Genomic DNA, 22,436 nt, shown 5'->3' with positions numbered 1-22,436 from the left:
AACTTCTTCCTCTACTCTCTCAGTTATTGTCGTTTCTGACTTCAATTGCCTTGGCGTGGGCCTGCAAACCTTCTGCGTAAGCCAAGGTTGTGATATCGTGCTGAGCCTTATTGACTGCTGCCTTATCGTATTGCGTATATTGGATACGTTTGACAAAATCGTGCACGCCTAATGCTGATGAAAAGCGGCTGGTTGCTGTCGTCGGAAGAACGTGGTTGGCACCTGCATAGTAGTCGCCAATTGGTTCACTGGTAAAGTGACCAAGAAAGATGGAACCAGCATTTTCCACTTTTTCCAAGTAATCATAGGCATTGTCCATAGCAATTTCCAAATGTTCTGGCGCAACCAAGTTCATGAGTTCAAACATGGCATCTGTATCATTGGCAATAATAATACGACCGTTATTTTCGACAGATGGACGAGCAATCGCCTCGCGTGGCAAAAGCTTGAGTTGACGTTCAATCTCACTTTCAACCGCATCAGCCAAGGCTTCAGAATCTGTGACCAAAATGGCACGTGCGCGCGTGTCGTGCTCTGCTTGAGACAAGAGGTCAGCTGCCACATAGGTTGGATTGGCACTACTATCAGCGATAACACCAATTTCTGATGGTCCTGCAATCATATCAATACCGACAATACCATAAACTTGTTTCTTAGCAGTCGCCACGAAAATATTACCAGGACCTGTAATCTTGTCCACCTTTGGAATCGTTTCTGTACCAAAGGCCAAAGCCGCAACCCCTTGAGCCCCACCAACTTGGTAAATGCTATCCACACCAGCCAATTTGGCGGCTACCAGAATCGCAGGAACAAAGTGCTCTTGAGGCGGCGTAATCATAATAATCTCTTTAACCCCAGCAATTTTAGCAGGGATGACATTCATAAGAACTGATGATGGATAAGCCGCAGTTCCTCCAGGCACATAAACACCTACACGATTGATGGGACGAATCAACTGACCACGAATAACACCCTCACTTGGTTGGTCCTCAAAACCAGCCTCCAACTGATGCTTGTGGTAAGATTCAATGTTTTCTTTGGCATTAACTAGGGATTGGTAAACCTCTGGATCAATCTCTTTAAAGGCTTGATCAATCAAATCCTGTCCAACCTCAAAATCAGTCAAGTCAACCTTATCAAATTTAGCTGAATAGTCACGAAGGGCCTCGTCTCCTCGTTTTTTGACATCCTCAATAATGGCTTGAACCGTACTTTCAACGTCTCTATTTTCTTTTGAAAGTTCCAATTGCTCCTGATAAAGAAGCTCAGCAATTTCTTTATTTGTTCCAGTTAATCGTTTCATTCGAACGGTACCTCCTCGTTCCCTACAAGTGATTCAATCTTACGAATGAATGGCAGGACTTCCTTGTTATTTTTCAAAGAAGCCTTGTTCACAATCATTCGTGCTGAAATACGGCAAATATCTTCATAAACTTTTAGGCCATTTGCAACAAGGGTATTCCCTGTTTCTACAATATCGACAATGGCATCTGCTAGACCAATGACGGGGGCAATCTCAACGCTCCCTTGAATCGAAATGATCTCAACATCCTCACCCTTTTGATTAAAATAATCCGTCGCAATGGTTGGATACTTGGTCGCAATACGTTTACGCTTATGGTCATCAGGGTTATAGTCTTCTGTTGATGCTACGGAGAATTTACAAAGACCAAAATTAAGGTCTAACATTTCTAAATAGCCTGTCGGATGTTCGACCAAAACATCCTTACCGACAATCCCAATATCTGCGACACCATGTCGGACATAGGTAGTCACATCTGGAGCTTTGACCAAGAGAAAACGGAACCGGTTGTCAGGACTCTCGAAAATCAAATTACGTCCCTTATCGGCCATGAAAGACATATCAAAGCCAGCTTTTTCCAGTAATTTAACCGTATCTTTCTCAATACGTCCCTTGGTCAAGGCAATTGTGATTTGATTGCTAGTCATCCAAGTCACCTCCAAATTCCACATCGTCATGTACTGCTTGATAAACTGAGTCGATATCAATGGCCCAGCCAACCGCTGTTAACTCGGTAGCTCCAAAGCGTTCAAATAGTTTATCGTAACGGCCACCTGATACAAAGGCATCTGGTACCTTGTCACCGAAGACCTTAAACATCATGCCCGTGTAGTAAGGCACTGCTGGCAATTGAGCCAAATCAAGCGTCGTCTCTGGAAGACTATCTGATAAGCGATTGGTTAAAACTTCCAAACTATCCAAGGCCGTCAAAAAGGCTTCACTGTCCGTTAACTGTCTAGCCTTAGTCAGGACAGCCTTTGTCTCACCAAACAAGAATGGTAACTGCTCCAGAACTTTGTCATATTGACTTGGATTTTCTTTGGTGAACTCCTTAAGACCGGTAATCGATTTATCACGGATATAGGCCGCCAACTCTGCTTCTTTTACAGCTGGAAGGTTTAATTCTTCAAAAATGAGTTGTAGGAGGCGGGCATGTGAAAATTCAAACTTGTAATTTTTGACCCCTGCAGCATCTAGAGCCTCTTTAGCAGAAGCTATTGCTTCTTCCAATGCCTGATGAACTGGAAAACCAATGATTTCCACACCAGCCTGCGTATGCTCATTGGACAAGCCACGCATCTCCTCATTGTAGTTAAAGACTTTTCCAGAGTAAGAAAATTTGATCGGTGTATGAACTTGAGTCGAAGCAATTACACGCCCAATTTGGCTGGTAATATCAGGACGTAAACTAACAAGATCTCCATTTTTGTCAAAGAAATTATAGTTTCCATTGTCCACAAGATCACTAAAGACTTCGAAATGCTCTAAGGTTGGTGTCTCAATCCGAAGAAAGCCCTTTGTCATCAACAAGTCACAGATACGGTGTTCAATCTGATACATGGTACGGGCACGTTTGAAAAGTTTATCGTGCATTCCTAAGGCTAATGTCGTTTTTTTCATGCTTGTAACTCCTGTATTGTCATTAATACGCGCTCCATCTCATCCTGCGTCCCAATAGAAATGCGTAGTCTGTCTGAAATACGCTCCACTTTTGGAAAATAACGGACATAAATTTTCTTACTTTGGAGGTAGTCAAACAATTGACCTGCAGTCACTCCGTGAGGTTTGACCAAAACAAAATTAGTTTTTGAAGGTAGGATATCAAAACCAATCGCCTGCAATTCTTGGCTAAACCAGTCACGTGTTGCCATAATCTTTGCGCAAGTGTCCTCATAGTAGTCCCATGACTTAACCGCTGCAGTCGCCAAGACTTCCGCAATGCTATCCACATTATAGGGGTTGACTGAATTCTTGACAGCATTGATCACAGCCATTAGTTTAGGACTTCCTATGCCGTAACCTACACGCAAACCAGCAAGGGAGGCATCCTTAGAAAAGGTCCTAGTGATAAACACATTGTCATACTTTTCTAGGAGCGGTAAGGCCGTCTCCCCACCGAAGTTAATATAGGCTTCGTCAATAATCACAACTACCGACTGGTTGGCTTTTACAATCTCCTCAATTTGATCAAGCGGTTTATAAATACCTGTTGGCGCATTAGGATTGGTAATGACAATCCCACCATTTTCAACCAGATAATCTTGAGTATTAACCTCAAATGAAGAACTCAAGGGCACTTCTCTAAAAGGAATATGGTACAAATCTGCCCAAACCTTGTAAAAACCATAGGTCAAATCTGGAAACAAAACTTCTTCCTCGCTATTAAAGAAAGCTAGGAAAGCCATTGACAGGATATCGTCTGAGCCATTTCCGATAATCACTTGATCGGCAGGCACACCCAACTGTTCAGACAAAGCCTGACGTAAAGCTGCTTGATCCAAAGTCGAATACTTTCGTAACTGATGGGCATCAAAGGATGCTAAAGCTTGATGAACTGCTGGACTTGGTCCATAAGCATTTTCATTAGTATTCAACTTAATGATATTTTTCTCAGCAGGCTGACTACCCGCTACATAGGGTTCAATCTTTCGTAATCCTTTGATTTCCATAGTTTTTCCTTTCTGTTCGACTCTAACCAAGTGTACTTCTCGCTACACACTCTAAAAAAAGTGTAACAAAAAACGTCCTCGCAAAAATAACTTTTGCAAGGACGTTGGCACGTGGTTCCACCTTAATTCGAACAGGGGTCGCCCCCTCTTCCTCATGAAGTCACAAAGTATCACTTGTAACTCTCAGTCTCTAACGGAACCACCCGTCGTACACTACTGTCATCCAGAGTTCGCATACGCTCTCAAGAATGTGTCGTCTTTGATCTCATGCGTTCTCAGCTTCCCGCATTCTCTGTGAAACGATCTGACTTTTTCTATCAACGATTTAGATTTTAGTTCATTTTACCTAAAAATTCAGAACAAAGCAAGTCTTTTTTGTATATTTTTATAAAAACTTGAATTCCTTGTATATTTAATAACCAAAACAAACTGCTGTGAAATTGAGTTCAAATAAATAAAAAGTTGATGCGGTATCTTTTTACAAACCAAGTGGTTCCCTAAAGAGACTTCTGACTGTGATAGTTTAACTGGAAACCACTAATTTTTTCAAGTACTTTCATCACTACAGAAGATCTCATTCTATCTAAATTCCTATCACAAAAAATCTTGCTCAGTTATTTTTTATGACAATTTCTTTGTACTATTTTCCAAATTGAAATCATTTCTTCATATTATAATTTGTATATTTATCCTAAATAATTTTTCAAAGCAAGACAAAAAGCCTGAAGCACAGCTCCAAGCTCTCATTGTTAAGCCAGTCTTTTAGGTCTGATAAATCCCGTTAGGAGACTCAAACAAAGTAGTCCAGCTGCCACATACCAATAGGGCATATCTACACTAGTTGTACGTCCTGAGACTTCAACAATACCTTTAACTAAACAAGCACTAGCGACAACAGCGATGGCTGAATTAAAGAGAAGTTTTGAGGCACGATTCTTCACCCAAGACATTCCTATTCCCGTTAGCAGATAAATCAAAGCTCCGGCCAATGGTGCGAAGAACATCATGCGCATAAACATGGATGATTCCCCATAAGAAAAGCGTTCATAAACAAAGGTAAAGACTAGACTAAAAATGGTTAGACCGATGTAGGTGAAAAAGTGTTTGCTAGCTGATTTCTTAGTAACCGATGTAAACAATATCGCTCACCGCCCTTTCTGAGATTTTATTTCCGTTTGTGGTTGGCTTGTTAATGACTTGACCATTGAAGTACATGGTTGATGAGCCACCACCATCAAGGTTATAGGCTGTCGTCACACCATAGGATTTCATCAACTCTGCCATTTCATAAAGAGTCAATCCTGACGACTCACTGGTACGACCATCAGAGACAATGACAATATAGTGCACACTGCCGTCACTTTCTTCGATAACTCCGATGGCTGTACGTGGATTGTCAGCCATGGCTTGACCAACCTCTTCATTTTCTGATACAGCTACCTTGCCATTTTCAACCAAGGTTGGACCAAAGGCAAAGGTATTCACCACACCTGAATCAACCAATTTTTGAGCCGTTGTATCGCTCTCCTTAAAGGTCTTGAAGCTACCATCTGAGTAAACGGCAAGGTCCTCGTAATCACTGTTTCGATCAGTATCACGATAGACCTGACCATTTTTAATCACATAGCCTGACTGGTTTGCCCCATAGTAGTCACCATTGATGGCAAAGATAGCATTGTTTTGCTGAGCAATACTTGAAGTGGTATCAGTAATGTTGGTCCCATAGGTGTTTTGTGCCAAAGCCGTTTTAAGGTAATCTGCACTCGAAAGTTGGATATCTGCCACATAGTATGTGGTATCACTGGTTTTACCCGTCGTGATTTTGATATCTATATTGTCATCTTTGTAAGTTGTATCCGTCTTAGTCACCTTACCAGTGCTGGTAGATGCTGTCGACGAAGATGTGCTTGAGCTAGTCGTATTGGCTGAAACCGTTGAGACTGCTGAGGGAATGACAAAGACCTTTAGGAGAGAGTAGACATTTGCCCCCATCAGAAAAAGGGTAAAGAGTAAGGCATAGGCATGCCTTTTGAGAAATTTCATAGAAAACCTCCAATTTTGAAAGATAAGATAGAAACCATAAGTTTCTTTTGCTTGAAATTAGCATAACAAGCAAAGCTTAAAATCTTCTATAAATCCCACAACCACGCTTTTCCTTTAAGTTTTCCTTAAGAAAAAGACAGCTTCAGTTGAAGCTGTCTTCGCTATATAATCATATCTTCAGTAATATCAAATTCTCTCAAGAGCCCCTGAATCTTATCAAAGTTCAGACGGAAATGCTCTAATTTATGACCATCAGAGCCAATAGAATACTTGCAACATCCCAAATCCTTAACAAGCCCCAAGGCATAACGATAAAGATCTTCGTGATGATAGAGATACATACTCTTTGCATTCAGCTCAAAAGCCAAATCATTAGCAATCATTTTCTGGAAAATGCGTTTGAGCTGCTCCTCATAGGCTTTTAGCTCATCAACAGTCACGTCAAAAAGTCGGAAACCATAGTCAAAATGGGCCAGAACATCTGCGTCCACACGACCAATAGCGTACTCCAACTTGTCCAGATACTCTTGAATAATGCTTGCCTTGTCCATATCAGCTATCTCATCATCAAGATAATCATTGACCCCATTATGGTGAACAGAAAGCAGTTTGAGATCATAGTCCTTACCATCCAAAAAGTCTAAAATATCCTTTTCCCTAGGCTGATAATAACCAATCTCGATGCCACGTTTAATACGATTGCCATACTTACTGTTAAGGCTTTCAATCTCACGACTATAGGCCTCGTACTCAGGCACATCGTCCTGTTTGGTATAAGGATTAGAGAGATCATAATGCTCAGTCGTTACAATCTCCCCATCAAAATGTGTCAAATAGTCAGTAAAGTTCGCATCCGAATCATAGGAATGATGGGTATGCAAATGGTTATCACGAATAGACATAACTACTCCTTATTTTTCAAATACATTGTAAGCTGCTTATGGGCCAACCAGGTCAAACTCACCATCAACCCCTCATAAATAATAAAGAAAATCACAAAACATTGAAGGAAATACTCTTCTGGTAAAACATTGATAATCGGATCCAAGATTGGATTAAAGAGCCAACTGCTATCTCCAGGAAAGAGGGCTTCATGAAAGAGCGTAAAAAACTCATCAAATCCGAGAAAAACTCCCACAACCCCAATAAAGACTGGTAAGATTGCTAGACTCATATAAAGCCTACGATAAAGACCAAAGGTGCCCTTCTTCACACTTCGCCAGAGAGAAGTTGCTGCGGGATAAGCCAGTAGAATAACAAACCCCTGTACCAAATGAAAGAGCCACTTGACATCATGAAAATGCTTTAGCCCACTCTCCGACGATGGAAAATCAGGCATGGCCAGATGACCAACCCAAGGAAAGGTCAAGTACTGCATGAGGACATTGAAATTATGCCAAAGCTCCGTCTTTCCGATAATGACATAATCCATAAGATGCATCCAATCAATATCAAAATAATAGAATCCCCATGCCAGATAAATCGTCACTAGGATAGACAGGGCCAGGAGCCAAATCGGAGTCAGTACAGCTTCAATCTTAGTTCGCATCAAAATCCCACTCCGATAGACTAGCAAGTACGTGGTCTGGTTTGACAGGTAGACCTGCAACCTCTTCTGCCTTGGTAAATCCAGTTGTCACAAGAAGTGTTGGAAAGTCATTTTTAATACCAGCTGTAATATCAGTCAAGTAATTGTCACCAACCACAATAGTCTGGCTACGTTCTGTCCCAAGGATTTCAAGAGCCTTGTTCATGATAATTGCTTCAGGCTTACCAATAATAATTGGTTTCACACGGGTAGCCGCCTCGATAAGGGCCAAGAGGGAACCGGCACCTGGAAGCAGGCCTCGTTCTGTTGGGATATTCAAATCTGGGTTTGTCCCAATAAACATAGCTCCTTTATGGATGGCAAGCGTTGCTTTAACCAACATTTCATAAGTGACTTCACGGTCCAAGCCCACCACAACATAGGCAGGATTTTCCTCATCTACCGTATAGCCCGCTTCCGCAATGGCAGATTTAAGCCCAGTCTCACCGATAACATAAACCGTCTTGCCACGATTCATATCGTTCATGTAGTCAACTGTCGCCAAAGTAGCTGTATAGATGGTCTCAAGGGGCGTTTCCAACTCACACTGATTACGCAAAAGCTCTTGCACCATCTCTGGTGTACGCATACTGTTATTAGTCACAAAAAGATAGGGAATCTGACGCTTCTGCAACTCCTTAACGAAGGCTTCTCCCTCAGGAATACGGTCCTTCCCCTTGTAGATAGTTCCATCTAAATCAATCAAATAACCTTTATATGTCATCTTACTCGTCTCCTATTTCTTTCCATTGGATAATTGCCTGAGCATGAATATTCCCATCAACACAAATCTGATGTTGACTGCTCAAACTTTCTTGGTCAAACTCATAGCCTGAATAAATCTCTGACCCATGATGAATTTCCTTAACATACTTGAGGTCAATATGGGCTGGTGTGTACTTAGTCAAAAAATCCAAATCGAAAACATCCAACATCCACTCCAAGTACTTGCTATTATTAACGTGGCCATTCATATCTAGGTCAAAATAACGCACACGATAAAGCGTCTCAATTGGATTTTCCAAAGCCTTACAACGAGGCCCTCTAAGCAACTTTTTAGTCTTATCAGCCCCATAAGGTGCTACCACCTCATCTGGCACTTCGGCTACCTTACGCGTTTCATAATCCATAAGGGCAAAAGTAGTCTTAAAGAGCATGATTTGTTGACCAGTTTCATCTGTGATGTAAAAATTACGGTAACAGAAAATCTTATTATAGGAAATAGCTTCCGTTGTAATCGTCACCTTTTCATTGTAGCGAGGTAAACGGTCAATCTCAATCGCATAGTCTGTCACAATCCAAACCAGACCGTATTTATCAAAAACGTCCTTATCCGTATTTTCCAGAGATTCTGACTGCATACCAGATACTTGCAATGAAAAAGCCAATAAGTGCGGTAATTTTACCTGATGCGTGATATCCGTCTCATAAAACGGAATTTGATAAGGAATACTAAATTTTAATCCCATCTAATCCTCCAAGATAAATTGTTCAGCGACACTATCACCCAAAAAGAGGCCTCGTTTGGTCATACGAACGACTTCTGGATCCTTGACCAAAAGCCCATCTTCCTGTAGTTTTTTTACAATGTCCCCATAAGTATCCGCGAATGACAAGCCAAACTTCTCTTCAAAACGTTTAATAGACACACCCGACTTTTTACGCAAACCAAGGAAGAACTCCTCTTCCATCATCTCCGCCTTAGTCAGATGTTCTTCGTGAAGTCTAGCATGGCCATCCTCAGCTATAGCCTTTAGGTAATGCTGGATAGGGCCTCTGTTGCGATAACGAACACCATTGACATAACCAGAGGCTCCAGCACCCACACCATAATACTCATCATTATTCCAATACATGAGATTGTGACGACTCTCCATCCCAGGTTTGGTAAAGTTTGAAATCTCGTAGTGCTCAAAACCATTGTTTTCCAACTCTTGGATAATATAGTCAAACATCTCTGCTTCCAAGTCCTCCGTTGGGAGATTGAGCTTACCTCGACGCATCTTATTCATAAAGACCGTGTGATGTTCCAATATCAAACTATAGAGACTTAGGTGTGGAATATCCAGTTCCAGTGCCTTTCTCACATTTTCCTTGACCTGATCCATGGTTTGACCAGGTAGTGCATAAATGAGGTCAATAGAAATATTATGAAAACCAGCAGCCTTTAAGCTATCAATACTTTCATAAATCTGTGCCTGATTGTGACTGCGACCAATTTGACGCAAGTGCTTGTCATCAAAGGTCTGAACCCCTAAAGATACGCGATTAACAGCTGATTTTTTGAGCACTTCAATCTTATCAACCGTCAAATCACCGGGATTAGCCTCAATGGTAAACTCCTCCAACTTAGACAAATCCAAGTTCTTCTGAAGATTGCTTAAAAGGTAGTCCAATTGCTCCGCAGAAATAGCTGTCGGTGTCCCACCACCAATATAAAGGGTGCGAAGCTCCTTGATATCTAAAAGCTCCCACTCACGAATCAAAGCCCGTAGGTAGTCATCAACGGGCTGATTTTTAATAAAGACCTTAGAAAAGTCACAATAATAACAAATTTGTGTGCAAAATGGAATGTGCACATAGGCTGACGTTGGTTTTGTTTGCATGTAACTATTCTACCATTTTTTAAGTAGAAATGAGACCTTGAAAAATAAGAGTTTAAAGCCAAAAAAGAAGCCATCTCTCCAGATAGCTTCTTTACTTTATTTTGTTAATGAGAATGGGAAAGCATTATAGTTGCTATAATCAAAGGTTGGTCCCAAGTCAGAGATAAATTGAACTGGCGTGTAAGTTCCATTTTCAAGAATAAAGCCAGGCTTAGCTTGAAAACCAGCTCCCCCTATTCCTGTAATACCAGGAAGCAAGGTAGAAAAATCGCCACCCTCCCAAACGTAGAGATTTCCAGAAATTTGAACGGCTTTTGCTGTTGTTGAGCTTTGACGATAGGGTTCGTAATCGACATTGAAATTTGCCTTTGAAGTAATGTTGCCATCAGCATCAACTGTAAAACTAATGTCTGTTGCTTGAGGACTAGTACCTGTCCAAGTTCCAACCAAAGCTGCTGGGACAGGAGCATCACTTTGAGTATCAGCTGTTGCTTGACTAGACTTGTTTGACTCAGAAGCAGCACTACCACTTGTTCCTACTTGACCATCAGTTCCTTCTGTAGCTTGATTTTTTGAAGAGCTAGCTTCAGGAGCACTCGCTTCTTCTTGACCTTGAGAATCCTTTGAAGCTGAAGCTTCTGTCTTAGCCTTTTTAGCAGACTTCTTCTCAGATGTTTTTGTTTTAGCAGATGACTTCACTACTTTAGAAGTTGACGTTGTAGATGATGCTGTAGTGTCTTTTTCTGACTTAGAGCCACATCCGACAAGTGCTGTAGAAACAGCTACAGACAACAAAACAAGTGAGCAAACACGAATAACTTTTCTTTTCATTTTCATAAACCTCTTTTCTATATGTCTATTATATCTATTTTGTTACGGAAATCAAGTATTTTTTGTAACTTTTGTAACATTTATGTAATTAATTGTATTGCTGTCATAAGTTAATGTCGTATTTACAAGTAAAAAAAGTCTATCACTCCCAAAGGAATGATAGGCTTCTGCATCTTATCTAGGTACTTCTTACCTGCTAGAGGTATCCTAATTACTATTTGTCTTCTCTTTCAATATAACCCCATATGGAGGGAAGGTGGGAACTATCCTTCAAGATAATAATGCGATTACCACCATCTACAAGGACATAATAGTATGACTTTCTCGCATCGTGGTAGATGTCATTAACACTCTTAGCATGATAACCATGTGACTTAAGAGACTTCTGTATTTTAGCAAACTCTTTTTGCACCTTACCATTATCTACACTGCCTGATTGATCCGCCAGATATTCTTTTAAAGGCTTAGCAATTAAGATATCTAAAGGCTTAACATTTAAGATATCTATATCATCAGAATCTGTAGTCATAACACCATTTTCAGAGATAGTCAATTCTCCTTCTGATTCATCTTCATCATCATATGTCTTCCATTTTCCAACAAAGGCTTTTGGAACCTCTGCCTTATGAAAAAGACATTTCTTTTTTAAATCTTTGGTACTTCTTGATCCGTAGTAGAGGTCTGATAAGAATAAATCTAGAACTAAGTTTGTCCCATCTTTCTGAATCAGATTATAGTATCCAAACCATTCCCATTTCGTCTTAACCAGTATGATCTCTTTGGTCTGTAATTGATATTTCTTGTCAAAATCAGCAATCGTTTTTAGTTTTGAATTACTGACATCTTCTAAACGTGCTTCAAACTCCTGTCTAACTTTATTACCAATAGAGATTTCTTTGATTTCTTCTTCCCTATAGCCTGCAACAAGTTTTGACTTCTTCCCACTTAAATCATAAACCAAACCAACATTATCATTAGTTACCCACAAACCTCCCAAGTTTGTTCCTTTGGAAGAAAACAAAAAGAGTCCAAGACTTGTTGCTACAACAAGAAATATAGCAATCCCAAGACCAATAAAAGTCTTCTTGCCAAACTTTTTCTTCTTAACAAAGACCATTTGCTGTGAATAAGCTGGGTTAACCATTTGACCAGTCATTTGATTTGGTAAAGGCATGGCTCCTTCAGTCACGGAATTTCCATTGTTGGAAAAAGTAGCTTGTTTTCCTTCCATAACAAATTCACCATTTAGAAGGGCCTGCTGACACTCCTGAATAGTGGGCTTTCGATTATTAATCGCTTCAAAATATTCAATCCATTCTTTTCTATTCATCATCTCTCCTAATATTTCTTAATAGAAAAATCTATCACTAGCTTGGAAGTGATAGATTTTCCAATTATTTAAGCACTTCTTGTGTCTTAGCGTAGTTAGCTTCAACAGCTTCTTTTTCGGCTTTCCACCAGTCTTGGTGATCTGTGTACCACTTGATTGTTTCTTCCAAACCTGATTCAAAGTTTGTGAATTGTGGTTCCCAACCAAGTTCTTCACGCAATTTTGTTGAGTCAATAGCGTAACGCAAATCATGACCAGCACGGTCTGTCACACGGTCGTAAGCGTCTTTTGGTTGACCCATTTTTTCAAGGATGAGCTCAAGAACTTCCTTGTTGTTCTTTTCACCATCGGCACCAATCAAGTAAGTTTCACCGATACGACCTTTCGTGAGGATAGCCCAAACACCAGTTGAATGGTCGTTAGTGTGAATCCAGTCACGGACATTTTTACCTTCACCATAAAGTTTTGGTTTAATACCTGACAAGATGTTGGTGATTTGACGTGGAATGAATTTTTCGATGTGTTGGTATGGTCCATAGTTGTTTGAGCAGTTTGAAATAGTTGCCTTAACACCAAATGAACGCACCCATGCTTTAACGATAAGGTCTGAAGCAGCCTTAGTTGATGAGTATGGTGATGATGGGTTGTATTTTGTTTCTGCTGTGAATTTTTCACCAGGACCTTCACCGTGTCCAGGAAGATCTTCGCGCAATGGAAGGTCACCATACACTTCGTCTGTTGATACGTGGTGGAAACGAATATCGTATTTACGAGCAGCTTCCAAGAGTGTGTAAGTACCAATGAAGTTTGTGTGGATAAATGGTGATGGGTCGTTCAATGAATTATCGTTGTGGCTTTCAGCCGCATAGTGAACGATAGCATCAGCCTTAGCAGCCAATTTATCAACCAATTCAGCATCAGCAATATCACCAACAACCAATTCAACACGGTCACCAAGGATTTCTTCAATGTTGGCACGGTTACCAGCGTAAGTGAGTTTGTCAAGGACAGTCACATGTACGTCTGGATGATTGTTGTAGACATAGTGTACGAAGTTTGAACCGATGAAACCTGCGCCACCAGTTACGATGATGTTTTTGTATTCAGTCATTTTATCTCCAAAAAATATTGTTTTTTTCTTAATCGTTCCTTAAATCAATCTTTTTTAGCTTTCCTTAGGTGAGCACGGACGTCAGCGAACTTCGAAGAAGTTCCATGACTAAGTTTTGAGCCTATTGTCTCAAAACCTCCGAGCACCTGAAACACAATGGTTCAGGTGCTTTTCTCACGGCGGAAAGCTATTCATATAGCTCGCTTCGCTCGTTTATAACAAAGCTAAAAACTATATAATGATTTTCTTAATTGTTTTAAGAGCTATATTCTTACAAATCCTCTGGTTTGAGGGGTTTAACGTCTTTGAGCAATGGGTGATTTTTATCTGCTTCTGAGACTTCTGCTTCTTCCAAGTTTTCCCACTTGATATCAAGGCTTGGGTCAGCATAGTTGACAAAGGCGTATTTTGGTTTGAGTTCAAGTGCCCAGTAGTCGTTCACAAGGTAGCTGTAGGATACTTTATCAGACAAAACTTGGAAACCATTGGCAACACCACGAGGAACGAAGATTCCTTTTGAGGCATCAATCACTGTTTGGTAAGTATTCCCAAACGTTTCGCCTTCACGAAGGTCAACCCATGTTCCAAGAACCTTTCCTTCATCTGCTACTGAGATGTATTTGTCCCATGGCTCAGCGTGCAAGCCACGCAAAACATTTTTACGTGAGAAAGAAACATTATTTTGCAATTTTCCTTCTGCAAAGAATGATTCTGGAAAACCAAGTGGCAACATCTTTTCCTTTTGGAAGTTTTCCTTGAACCATCCACGGTTATCTCCATGAACAGGAATATCAAATTCAAGCAGACCTGGGATAGCATCAATCTTACGTGCAGCTAATTCTTTACCAAAAAATTGTTCAGTCATTATGCTTCTCCAATCAAACGGAGCAAATATTGCCCGTATTCATTCTTCTTAAGTGGTTGTGCCAATTCGAGGACCTGCTCTTTAGTAATGTAGCCCATGCGATAGGCAATTTCCTCAAGGTTAGCCACTTGAACATTTTGCAAACGTTGAACTGTTTCAATGTACTGAGCAGCTTGCAAGAGACTTTCGTGAGTGCCTGTATCCAACCAAGCAAAGCCACGTCCCATAAGTTCAACAGAGAGGTCACCACGTTCTAAGTAAGCCTTGTTAACATCCGTGATTTCAAGTTCGCCACGAGGACTTGGCTTGATATTTTTGGCAATTTCCACAACATCATTGTCATAGAAATAAAGACCAGTTACAGCAAAGTTTGATTTTGGATGCTCAGGTTTTTCCTCGATTGAGATGGCATTCATATTGTCGTCAAATTCAACAACACCAAAACGTTCTGGATCCTTAACTTGATAACCAAAGACTGTAGCTCCTTTTTCCTTAGCTTCGGCACGTTGAAGCATAGCAGAAAGACCATTGCCATGGAAAATATTGTCCCCAAGAACAAGGGCAACACTATCATCACCAATGAAGTCTTCACCAATGATAAAGGCTTGAGCCAATCCATCTGGACTTGGTTGTACTGCGTAAGAAAGGGAAATACCGAACTCAGAACCATCACCAAGGAGCTCTTCAAAACGTGGAAGGTCCTGTGGTGTTGAGATGATGAGGATTTCCTTAATACCAGCCAACATAAGCGTTGATAGTGGGTAATAAATCATTGGTTTATCGTAAATCGGCATCAGTTGTTTTGATGCAGCACGAGTCAATGGATACAAACGCGTCCCTGAACCGCCTGCAAGAATAATACCTTTCATAAGAAGGCTCCTTTTTTCTCTAATATATTACCTATATTTTAGCATTTTTCAGCCCTCTTGTCACGGTAAACCCTATGTTCTTAAGCTTTCATTAAGAAAATCACAAGTGTCCATTTTCTTAATCCAATGAAAAAAGGATTTCGATTGAAACCCTTTTAGATTGAAGATAACCTCTTGTAGCACTTTCCTTAGAAAGCGTAATCATCATCTTCTTCAGTGCCTTTGTGCACTCATCCAGTCAAAGATACTGTTATAGGTTTGCCCATTGACACTAGCTCGAGAGCCACCGCCATAGATTGGGTCAGTGGCTACCATACCACTATAACCATCCCAATTTTTCGTATTTTCAGGATGCTGAACGCCAATCACCTGGTCATGGAAGAAATAAATCCAAGCCCAATGCCCATCATACTCTGTACCAGGAAGATCAGTCCCGGTAGCTGTTTCAAAGTATGAAAACCATTTGTTAGAAGCTCCAGAGGTAATCAAACTCTTGTATAGAGGCAAGACACTATTTTCTGGTTGAACTGTTGTGTCTGCTTTCGTGTGAATCAACCACATAGGCTGGTTCTTCAGTTTATCAATCCCAGATTGGTCAACAGTTAAGGGAGCAGCAATTGGAATGAGAGCTGCAAAATAATCTGGATAGGTTGCTCCCATGGTCAAGACCATACCACCACCATTGGAAACCCCTGCAAGATAAATTCGTCCCTTATCTACCTCTGGGTGATTGGCTAGGTATGTATCAATGGTCTCTTTGAGTTGTGCTACATTATCCGAACCCCAAGGTGTCTGCGTTTGAACAGCAAGCACATTGACCCCACGCGCCTGATCACCAGTTGTTAAGAAATGGCCTTGAATCTCAGGCTGGGTAAGCGCATAGACGTCATTTGAAAGAAGGGGAATATTCATATCTGTCCCTCTTTCACCAATGCCGTGTAGCCAGACTATCAAAGGTTTGGTGCTATTTCCTGTACCGGTTTGGGCACTATAAGCCGCATACTGCATGTTACCTACCTGCCCTCGCTCATCGAAAACCTCCGTTGTTGGCATCAAACGATTATTGATGGCATCTTGCTCAGAAGACACCATTTGCGACTGACTACTACCTTCTGCCACTACTGACAAATCTTTCATTGATACCATATAACTTTCCAGCCATTGGTTAGTCCAAGTAGAAAGGTTAAAATACATAGGTTCAGCATTTCCACCCATGTTGTAGCGATTATAAGAAGGTAGGCTCAATTCAAGCGTCACATACTTGCTGTTATCATAATAGACCACATGCCCCTGATCGTCAGACACATAAGAATTCGTCACCTGACGACTAACTCCTGCTGTTGTAACCTGGGTTGAGCTGTGGACAACCTCTGGTGTGACCTTCTGATTAAATTCAAAAATGACTTTGGTTACAGCAGGACCAAACTCATAACTCTCTAGGACAATTCTTGTCTTTGTCACAGTCAAGTCTTCTGCTGCCCCTGCTTTGACAGACAAGCCTAAACTTATGGCTAACAAGGAAACAAAGACTGTCACATATACTTTAACTTTTTGGAACATAGTCCCTCCCCATTTTTTATTAGTAATCACCTACAATCGATGAACAGTTACTATTTTATCATTTTCTAATCAAATAAGAAATAGATGTAAATAACACTAATAAAAAAGAATCAGCCAACATCCCTCAATAGCGAGAAATAGCCAGCTGATTCTTGAGTCTAAATATCTAGAAGAACTTTAATACTATTAGTCTTTTTTCTCAATGTACTGAGCCACTGGATAGTCCGCACTATCCAAGCTACCAGGTCGATTCATGGCCAAATCAACCAGATTCTTTCCAATCAGTGGCCCTGTCGTAAGTCCTGAAGAGCCTAAACCTGAGGCGACAAAGACACCCTCAAGCTCTGGAACTTCTCCAAAGAAAGGAGAGAAATCACTCGTGTAGGCTCTCGTTCCCACACGTTCTGAGAAGGACTTAGCCGTACTTAAGTCAGGGAAATAGGTCTTAGCCTCTTCCTCCAGACTTGCAAGTACAGTCTCATCAACTGTCAAATCAAAGCCTTGGTCATTTTCGTGGCTGGCTCCTACCGAAATCTTTCCACCAGCAAAGGGGATGACATCTAGTTCGCCCTCTGGCATCAAAACAGGCAACTTACCAGTATCTAACCCCTCAAAGAAATAGTCACGTAATTGACCTTTTTGGGGGCGAACATCTACTTCAAAACCAAGGGGTTCAAGCGTTTGACCTAGCCAGGCACCACAAGCGAGAATGACCTTATCAAAAGTTTGAGCATTAATCTCGTAAGTGCCATTGTCAAGAGGAGAGAGTGTAACTGGTCCCCCCACCTTTTCAAAACCAGAGGCCTCAATCAAGGTAGCTGTCAACTCTGCCCCCTCCACTCTGGCTCCTCCAGAAGCATAGAGATAATGGTCAAATCCAGTGAATTCAGGGAGATCCTCAGCATTTTTTATAGAGAGTTCACCAATAATGGGTGATTCTTCTAGTCTCGTCTCTGCATGATGGTACAAAGCGTCCAATTTACTATCGTCTTTCTTGAGAAGGGCTACACCAGACTGATCATAGAAGTTCGTGTCATAACCATCCTTTTTAAGATCTGAAACTAAATCTTGGTAAAAATCTGCTCCCAAACGGGCCATGCGATACCAGGCCTTATTACGACGCTTGGAAAACCAGGGGCTGATAATACCAGCTGCTGCCTTGGTTGCTTGTCCAAGACCATGATCAAATACTGTAACTTCTACGCCTTTTTCTTTTGATAAGTAATAGGCAGCCGTTGAACCGACGATACCTGCACCAACAATTGCAATTTTCATTTTTTACTCCATCTATTTGAAAGGAGCTGAGTCCTATATCAATAGGCACAGCTCTCTAGTATTTTTAACCTAAGGCCACGTCCATGACCATCATGACGACAAAGCCAACCATGAGCCCCAAGGTTGCGACGTCAGTATTACCATTGGTTTGTGATTCAGGAATCAATTCCTCCGTTACCACAAAAATCATGGCTCCGGCCGCAAAGGCCAAAGCATAAGGAATGATTGCCATCATCAACATGACAAGGGCAGCTCCCATAACAGCCCCTATAGGCTCCACGATAGCTGACATAGATCCCCAATAAAAGGCCTTGATACGAGATTTTCCATCTGCTCGAATAGGAACTGAGAGGGCTGCACCTTCAGGGACATTCTGCAAACCAATACCTATAGCTAGACCAATGGCTCCCATAAGACCCGCGAATGTCATATTGCCACCAGCCAAGGCTCCGAAAGTCACACCGACTGCTAATCCCTCTGGAAAATTATGAATGGTGATAGCCAGAAAGAGCAGGGCTGTCTTGGACAACTTTTTCTTACGAGGTTGAATACCTTCTGCTTTAGAGATGTCATTCCCCAAATGCAAATGGGGAACGATGGCATCAATCAAACGAAGGGCAACACCTCCAAGCAAGAAACCAGCTGCCGCAGGGAACCATGACCACTTCCCATAGCCATTTTGAGTCGCATAAGTTAAAGAGGGGTCCAAAAGCGACCAAAAAGAGGCCGCAATCATGACACCTGCCGCAAAGCCCATCATGATATCTAGCAATTTACGGCTAATATTCTTGAAGAAGAAAACAATGGCCGATCCGACAATGGTACAGCCCCAAGTAAAAAGACCAGCAAGCAAGACCAAAAAGACCACATTTTGATGTAAAAGCCAAGTCACAGACACATCCTCCTACAAATGGTCAAAAGGATTTGTTGAGGACTGACTTTCAAGTATGGTCACATTCCAATCATGCTCAAGTTTCCAAGCCTCAAGTTTCTCAGCAATCTTTGAGATAAAAAGGGATTCGATATGGTGACCAGGATCAATTGCCAAGAGACCATTAGTAATCATTTCCTGTCCTGTATGGTAGTAAACATCACCAGTGATGAAAACTTGTGCGCCCTTTTTCAAAGCATCCTGGTAAAATCCTTGACCGCTACCCCCACAAATAGCCACACGGCTAACTAGAGGATTGTCATGATTATAACGAACCAAGCGAACACTATCTAAGCCAAAAACAGACTTGACTTTAAGAGCAAGTTCTTCAATAGTCTGAGGCACGATATCACCTACTCGACCGATTCCATAATTTTCAGAAGTCTGCGTTAAATAAGTGGTGTCTTTAATATCAAGTAAGTCACAGAACCAATCATTAAGCCCATCATTAACGACATCAATATTAGTATGACTCACATAGACTGCAATATCATGCTTAACCAGGTCAAGTAAAATATCTCGGTCAGGCGAAGACACCAAATCCTTAACTGGACGAAAAATTGGAGCATGTTTAGCAATAATGAGGTCCACATTTTTTTCAATGGCTTCGGCTACCGTATTCTCACGAACATCCAAGGTGACCATAACCCTCTGAATCTCCATATCCAGACTGCCAATCTGCAAGCCAACCACATCACCTTCCATAGAAAGCTCCTGTGGACAAAATTCTTCATAAGTCTTAATAAGTTCACTAGCTAACATGGTCCAAAACCTCCTTAATGGTTTGAATTTTATCTTCAATAGCTGTACGATCAGCCTGATTGGTCAGTGGAATGGATCCTAAAGCAATCTCTAATTTATTGATTTCACGTTGCCATTTGAGCTGGAAAACCTGAGATTGGTCTTTCATGAGATGAGGACCAAAACGCACTTCCTTGTCCGAAAGGCTCATGTGTCCAGCTTCTGCCACCATGATTTCGTAGTATTTGCCATTTTCAGTCATGATAGACTCTGCAATAATCTCAAAACCATTTTCCATCAACCAGATACGGAGATCATCTTCACGATTATTTGGTTGTAAAATCAGACGGTCTACGCCCTTAAGTTTGTCCTTTCCAGCATCAAGGATATCCGCAATAAGACGTCCTCCCATACCACAAATCGTGATAGTGGTTACGTCATCAGCAGGTTCGAAGGCAGCCAAGCCATTAGCCAAGCGCACCTCGATTTTATCTTGGAAACCAGAAGCTGAGACATTAGCAAGAGCAGATTCATAGGGCCCTTTTACAACTTCACCAGCAATAGCTGAAGTAATCAGGCCTTTTTCAAGTAAATAAATCGGAAGATAGGCATGATCACTGCCTACATCCAAGAGTTTTGCGCCTTTGGGAACATAGGTTGCTACGTCCTTGAGGCGTTGAGATAATTGTACGTACATATTTCATCTTTCTATTTTTTAAGTCTCTTCAATTATATCAAAAAAGGAGATTGGTAAGAAATGCTTTTAACACATTTCCTAACAACTTCCTTTTTGCTTATACTTTCTCGCCTGTAAAGACGAAGAATTTAGAAATAATATAGTTCAATACAATGATAAGGACCTGAGAGAAGAGGCTCTCGATACCGTTTACCCAAGCATGACTATGACCAACAAATTGACCAATAATTTCTGGATAGGTATCGACCAAGAAATAGGCCAGAGCCAAATCCAAGACCAAGGTCAATAGGCGAGCACCCACGAACTTAACAAAGCGCGTAACCATACCTGTCTTTTCCTGATTAAAGACAAACATGTCATTTGTAAAAAAGGCAAAGATAATGGCAATCGCATTCGCTAAGACTGCTGAAAGTGTTCCTTGTTGGGTAAACTGGAAAATCAAAGTACGACTGACCATATAAACCAAAGTTGCCAAGACACCAAAGAACAGGTACTTGAAAACTTCGGTGGCCATGAAGGCTCTGAGCTTAGCTATCATACTTAGTCCAATCCAATTTCTGCACGAACAACATCGGCAATCGTATCAACATAGTAGTTCACTTCATCATCTGTTGGTGCTTCTGCCATAACACGAAGAAGAGGTTCAGTACCACTTGGACGAACCAAGATACGTCCATTTCCAGCCATCTCAGCTTCCATTTTTTCAATGATAGATGCAATTGCAGGAACTTCCATAGCCTTATCTTTCATGCTATTTTCCACACGGATATTAACCAATTTTTGTGGATAGATGGTCACTTCTGAAGCCAATTCAGACAAGCTCTTACCTGTTTCAACCATGACTTTAGTCAATTGGATAGCTGTCAATTGACCATCACCAGTTGTGTTGTAATCCATGATAATAACGTGTCCAGACTGTTCACCACCAAGGTTATAGCCGTTTTTACGCATTTCTTCGACAACATAACGGTCACCAACAGCAGTCACTGCCTTGTTAATGCCTTCACGGTCAAGTGCCTTGTGGAAACCAAGGTTTGACATAACTGTTGTTACAATAGTATTTTTAGTCAACTCGCCTTTTTGAGACAAATGTTTACCAATGATATACATCACCTTATCACCATCAACAATATCGCCATTTTCATCAACAGCGATGAGACGGTCACTGTCACCATCAAAAGCAAGACCAATAGCTGAGCCAGTTTCTTTAACCAAGGCTTGCAACTGCTCTGGGTGTGTCGAACCAACACCAGCATTGATGTTAAGGCCATCAGGTTGGTCACCAATAACAGAGATTTCTGCGTTCAAGTCAAGGAAAATGTTACGTGCAGATACCGCAGCTGCTCCATTAGCCGCATCCAAGGCAACTTTCATGCCACCGAGGTCAACACCTGTAGCCACCAAGAATTTTTCGTATTTACGAAGACCCTCTGGATAATCCACAAGTGTTCCAAGTCCTTCAGCCGAAGGACGTGGAAGCGTATCTTCTGTAGCATCGAGAAGGGCTTCAATTTCCGCTTCACGCGCATCATCCAATTTAAAACCATCGCCACCAAAGAACTTGATACCATTATCAAGAGCTGGATTATGGCTGGCTGAAATCATAACACCAGCGCTTGCATTTTCTGTACGGACCAAGTATGAGACGCCAGGTGTCGCAAGCACTCCAAGTTTGTAGACTTCAATACCCACTGAGAGCAAACCTGCTACTAAGGCAGATTCCAACATCTCACCAGAGATACGTGTATCACGTGCCACAAAAACTTTAGGACGGCCAGTCTCATGTTGGCTAAGCACATAACCACCAAAACGACCTAATTTAAAGGCCAATTCAGGCGTAAGTTCAACGTTTGCTTCTCCACGAACACCGTCTGTTCCAAAATATTTACCCATAATTTTATTATTAGTGCTTGAGCACTAAATCCTCCTTAAACTGTGATGCTGTTTAGCAAGAGTCAATCTAGTGAAATCTATCTAGACAATCTAACTTTATAAGATTTCGCCAATATTTTCAACC

23 protein-coding genes are annotated in these 22,436 nt (G+C 41.2%); all 23 read right to left on the bottom strand.

Features of this window, described 5'->3' with window-relative positions; genetic code table 11:
* Positions 1-19: 19 nt before the first annotated feature.
* Positions 20-1,303, bottom strand: a complete 1,284-nt coding sequence (gene hisD, locus ACWPVZ_RS04125) for a histidinol dehydrogenase (RefSeq protein ID WP_454381050.1) — start codon at positions 1,301-1,303, stop codon at positions 20-22.
* Complete coding sequence (gene hisG / locus ACWPVZ_RS04120) at positions 1,300-1,950, bottom strand: ATP phosphoribosyltransferase (RefSeq protein WP_021144333.1); 651 nt, start codon at positions 1,948-1,950, stop codon at positions 1,300-1,302. The genes hisD and hisG overlap by 4 nt, the downstream gene beginning before the upstream one ends.
* Positions 1,943-2,923, bottom strand: coding sequence for an ATP phosphoribosyltransferase regulatory subunit (locus ACWPVZ_RS04115; RefSeq protein ID WP_454381047.1), 981 nt, complete (start codon positions 2,921-2,923; stop codon positions 1,943-1,945). Before ACWPVZ_RS04115 ends, hisG begins: the two co-directional genes overlap by 8 nt.
* Positions 2,920-3,972, bottom strand: coding sequence for a histidinol-phosphate transaminase (gene hisC / locus ACWPVZ_RS04110; RefSeq protein WP_368386705.1), 1,053 nt, complete (start codon positions 3,970-3,972; stop codon positions 2,920-2,922). The genes ACWPVZ_RS04115 and hisC overlap by 4 nt, the downstream gene beginning before the upstream one ends.
* A gap of 749 nt (positions 3,973-4,721) precedes the next feature.
* A complete protein-coding gene (locus ACWPVZ_RS04105) occupies positions 4,722-5,111 on the bottom strand; it encodes a hypothetical protein (protein ID WP_368386706.1) in 390 nt (129 codons plus the stop codon).
* Positions 5,092-6,015, bottom strand: coding sequence for a phosphodiester glycosidase family protein (locus ACWPVZ_RS04100; RefSeq protein ID WP_156685429.1), 924 nt, complete (start codon positions 6,013-6,015; stop codon positions 5,092-5,094). Before ACWPVZ_RS04100 ends, ACWPVZ_RS04105 begins: the two co-directional genes overlap by 20 nt.
* Positions 6,016-6,176: 161 nt before the next feature.
* The gene (locus tag ACWPVZ_RS04095; protein WP_454381496.1) at positions 6,177-6,911 is read right to left on the bottom strand and encodes a PHP domain-containing protein; all 735 of its coding nucleotides are present in this window, start codon (positions 6,909-6,911) and stop codon (positions 6,177-6,179) included.
* Between the two features lie 8 nt (positions 6,912-6,919).
* The gene (locus ACWPVZ_RS04090; RefSeq protein ID WP_022495926.1) at positions 6,920-7,564 is read right to left on the bottom strand and encodes a TIGR01906 family membrane protein; all 645 of its coding nucleotides are present in this window, start codon (positions 7,562-7,564) and stop codon (positions 6,920-6,922) included.
* Positions 7,554-8,327, bottom strand: a complete 774-nt coding sequence (locus tag ACWPVZ_RS04085) for a TIGR01457 family HAD-type hydrolase (RefSeq protein WP_410534426.1) — start codon at positions 8,325-8,327, stop codon at positions 7,554-7,556. The genes ACWPVZ_RS04090 and ACWPVZ_RS04085 overlap by 11 nt, the downstream gene beginning before the upstream one ends.
* A gap of 1 nt (position 8,328) precedes the next feature.
* A complete protein-coding gene (locus ACWPVZ_RS04080) occupies positions 8,329-9,072 on the bottom strand; it encodes an acyl-ACP thioesterase domain-containing protein (RefSeq protein ID WP_454381043.1) in 744 nt (247 codons plus the stop codon).
* Entirely contained in the window at positions 9,073-10,209 is a 1,137-nt protein-coding gene (hemW, locus tag ACWPVZ_RS04075) for a radical SAM family heme chaperone HemW (RefSeq protein WP_013990758.1), read from the bottom strand. It abuts the gene before it with no gap.
* 96 nt (positions 10,210-10,305) lie between these two features.
* Complete coding sequence (locus ACWPVZ_RS04070; protein ID WP_201061494.1) at positions 10,306-11,046, bottom strand: hypothetical protein; 741 nt, start codon at positions 11,044-11,046, stop codon at positions 10,306-10,308.
* A 208-nt stretch (positions 11,047-11,254) separates the two neighbouring features.
* Positions 11,255-12,370: a hypothetical protein gene (locus ACWPVZ_RS04065; protein WP_454381041.1), complete on the bottom strand. Its 1,116-nt coding sequence runs from the start codon at positions 12,368-12,370 to the stop codon at positions 11,255-11,257.
* 64 nt (positions 12,371-12,434) lie between these two features.
* Positions 12,435-13,481: a dTDP-glucose 4,6-dehydratase gene (gene rfbB / locus ACWPVZ_RS04060; RefSeq protein WP_002884100.1), complete on the bottom strand. Its 1,047-nt coding sequence runs from the start codon at positions 13,479-13,481 to the stop codon at positions 12,435-12,437.
* Between the two features lie 271 nt (positions 13,482-13,752).
* Positions 13,753-14,346 carry a dTDP-4-dehydrorhamnose 3,5-epimerase family protein gene (locus ACWPVZ_RS04055; RefSeq protein ID WP_022495791.1) on the bottom strand — a complete coding sequence of 198 codons (594 nt, stop codon included), beginning with the start codon at positions 14,344-14,346 and terminating at the stop codon, positions 13,753-13,755.
* On the bottom strand, positions 14,346-15,215 hold the full coding sequence (gene rfbA / locus ACWPVZ_RS04050) for a glucose-1-phosphate thymidylyltransferase RfbA (protein WP_002883992.1): 870 nt from the start codon (positions 15,213-15,215) through the stop codon (positions 14,346-14,348). The genes ACWPVZ_RS04055 and rfbA overlap by 1 nt, the downstream gene beginning before the upstream one ends.
* Before the next feature lie 213 nt (positions 15,216-15,428).
* A complete protein-coding gene (locus tag ACWPVZ_RS04045) occupies positions 15,429-16,775 on the bottom strand; it encodes an acyl-CoA thioester hydrolase/BAAT C-terminal domain-containing protein (protein ID WP_454381038.1) in 1,347 nt (448 codons plus the stop codon).
* 186 nt (positions 16,776-16,961) lie between these two features.
* Complete coding sequence (locus ACWPVZ_RS04040) at positions 16,962-18,050, bottom strand: NAD(P)/FAD-dependent oxidoreductase (protein WP_454381036.1); 1,089 nt, start codon at positions 18,048-18,050, stop codon at positions 16,962-16,964.
* 64 nt (positions 18,051-18,114) lie between these two features.
* Positions 18,115-18,942 (bottom strand): ZIP family metal transporter, encoded by an 828-nt coding sequence (locus ACWPVZ_RS04035; protein WP_454381034.1) that lies wholly within the window; start codon positions 18,940-18,942, stop codon positions 18,115-18,117.
* Between the two features lie 12 nt (positions 18,943-18,954).
* The gene (locus ACWPVZ_RS04030; protein ID WP_454381032.1) at positions 18,955-19,743 is read right to left on the bottom strand and encodes a Nif3-like dinuclear metal center hexameric protein; all 789 of its coding nucleotides are present in this window, start codon (positions 19,741-19,743) and stop codon (positions 18,955-18,957) included.
* On the bottom strand, positions 19,733-20,419 hold the full coding sequence (locus ACWPVZ_RS04025; protein ID WP_070575006.1) for a tRNA (adenine(22)-N(1))-methyltransferase: 687 nt from the start codon (positions 20,417-20,419) through the stop codon (positions 19,733-19,735). The genes ACWPVZ_RS04030 and ACWPVZ_RS04025 overlap by 11 nt, the downstream gene beginning before the upstream one ends.
* Before the next feature lie 97 nt (positions 20,420-20,516).
* Positions 20,517-20,957: a GtrA family protein gene (locus ACWPVZ_RS04020; protein WP_013990768.1), complete on the bottom strand. Its 441-nt coding sequence runs from the start codon at positions 20,955-20,957 to the stop codon at positions 20,517-20,519.
* Between the two features lie 2 nt (positions 20,958-20,959).
* The gene (gene glmM / locus ACWPVZ_RS04015) at positions 20,960-22,312 is read right to left on the bottom strand and encodes a phosphoglucosamine mutase (RefSeq protein WP_454381029.1); all 1,353 of its coding nucleotides are present in this window, start codon (positions 22,310-22,312) and stop codon (positions 20,960-20,962) included.
* Positions 22,313-22,436 lie beyond the last annotated feature (124 nt).

Source organism: Streptococcus sp. Marseille-Q6379 (assembly GCF_965119505.1).
This window is presented reverse-complemented; position numbering and strand designations above follow the sequence as displayed.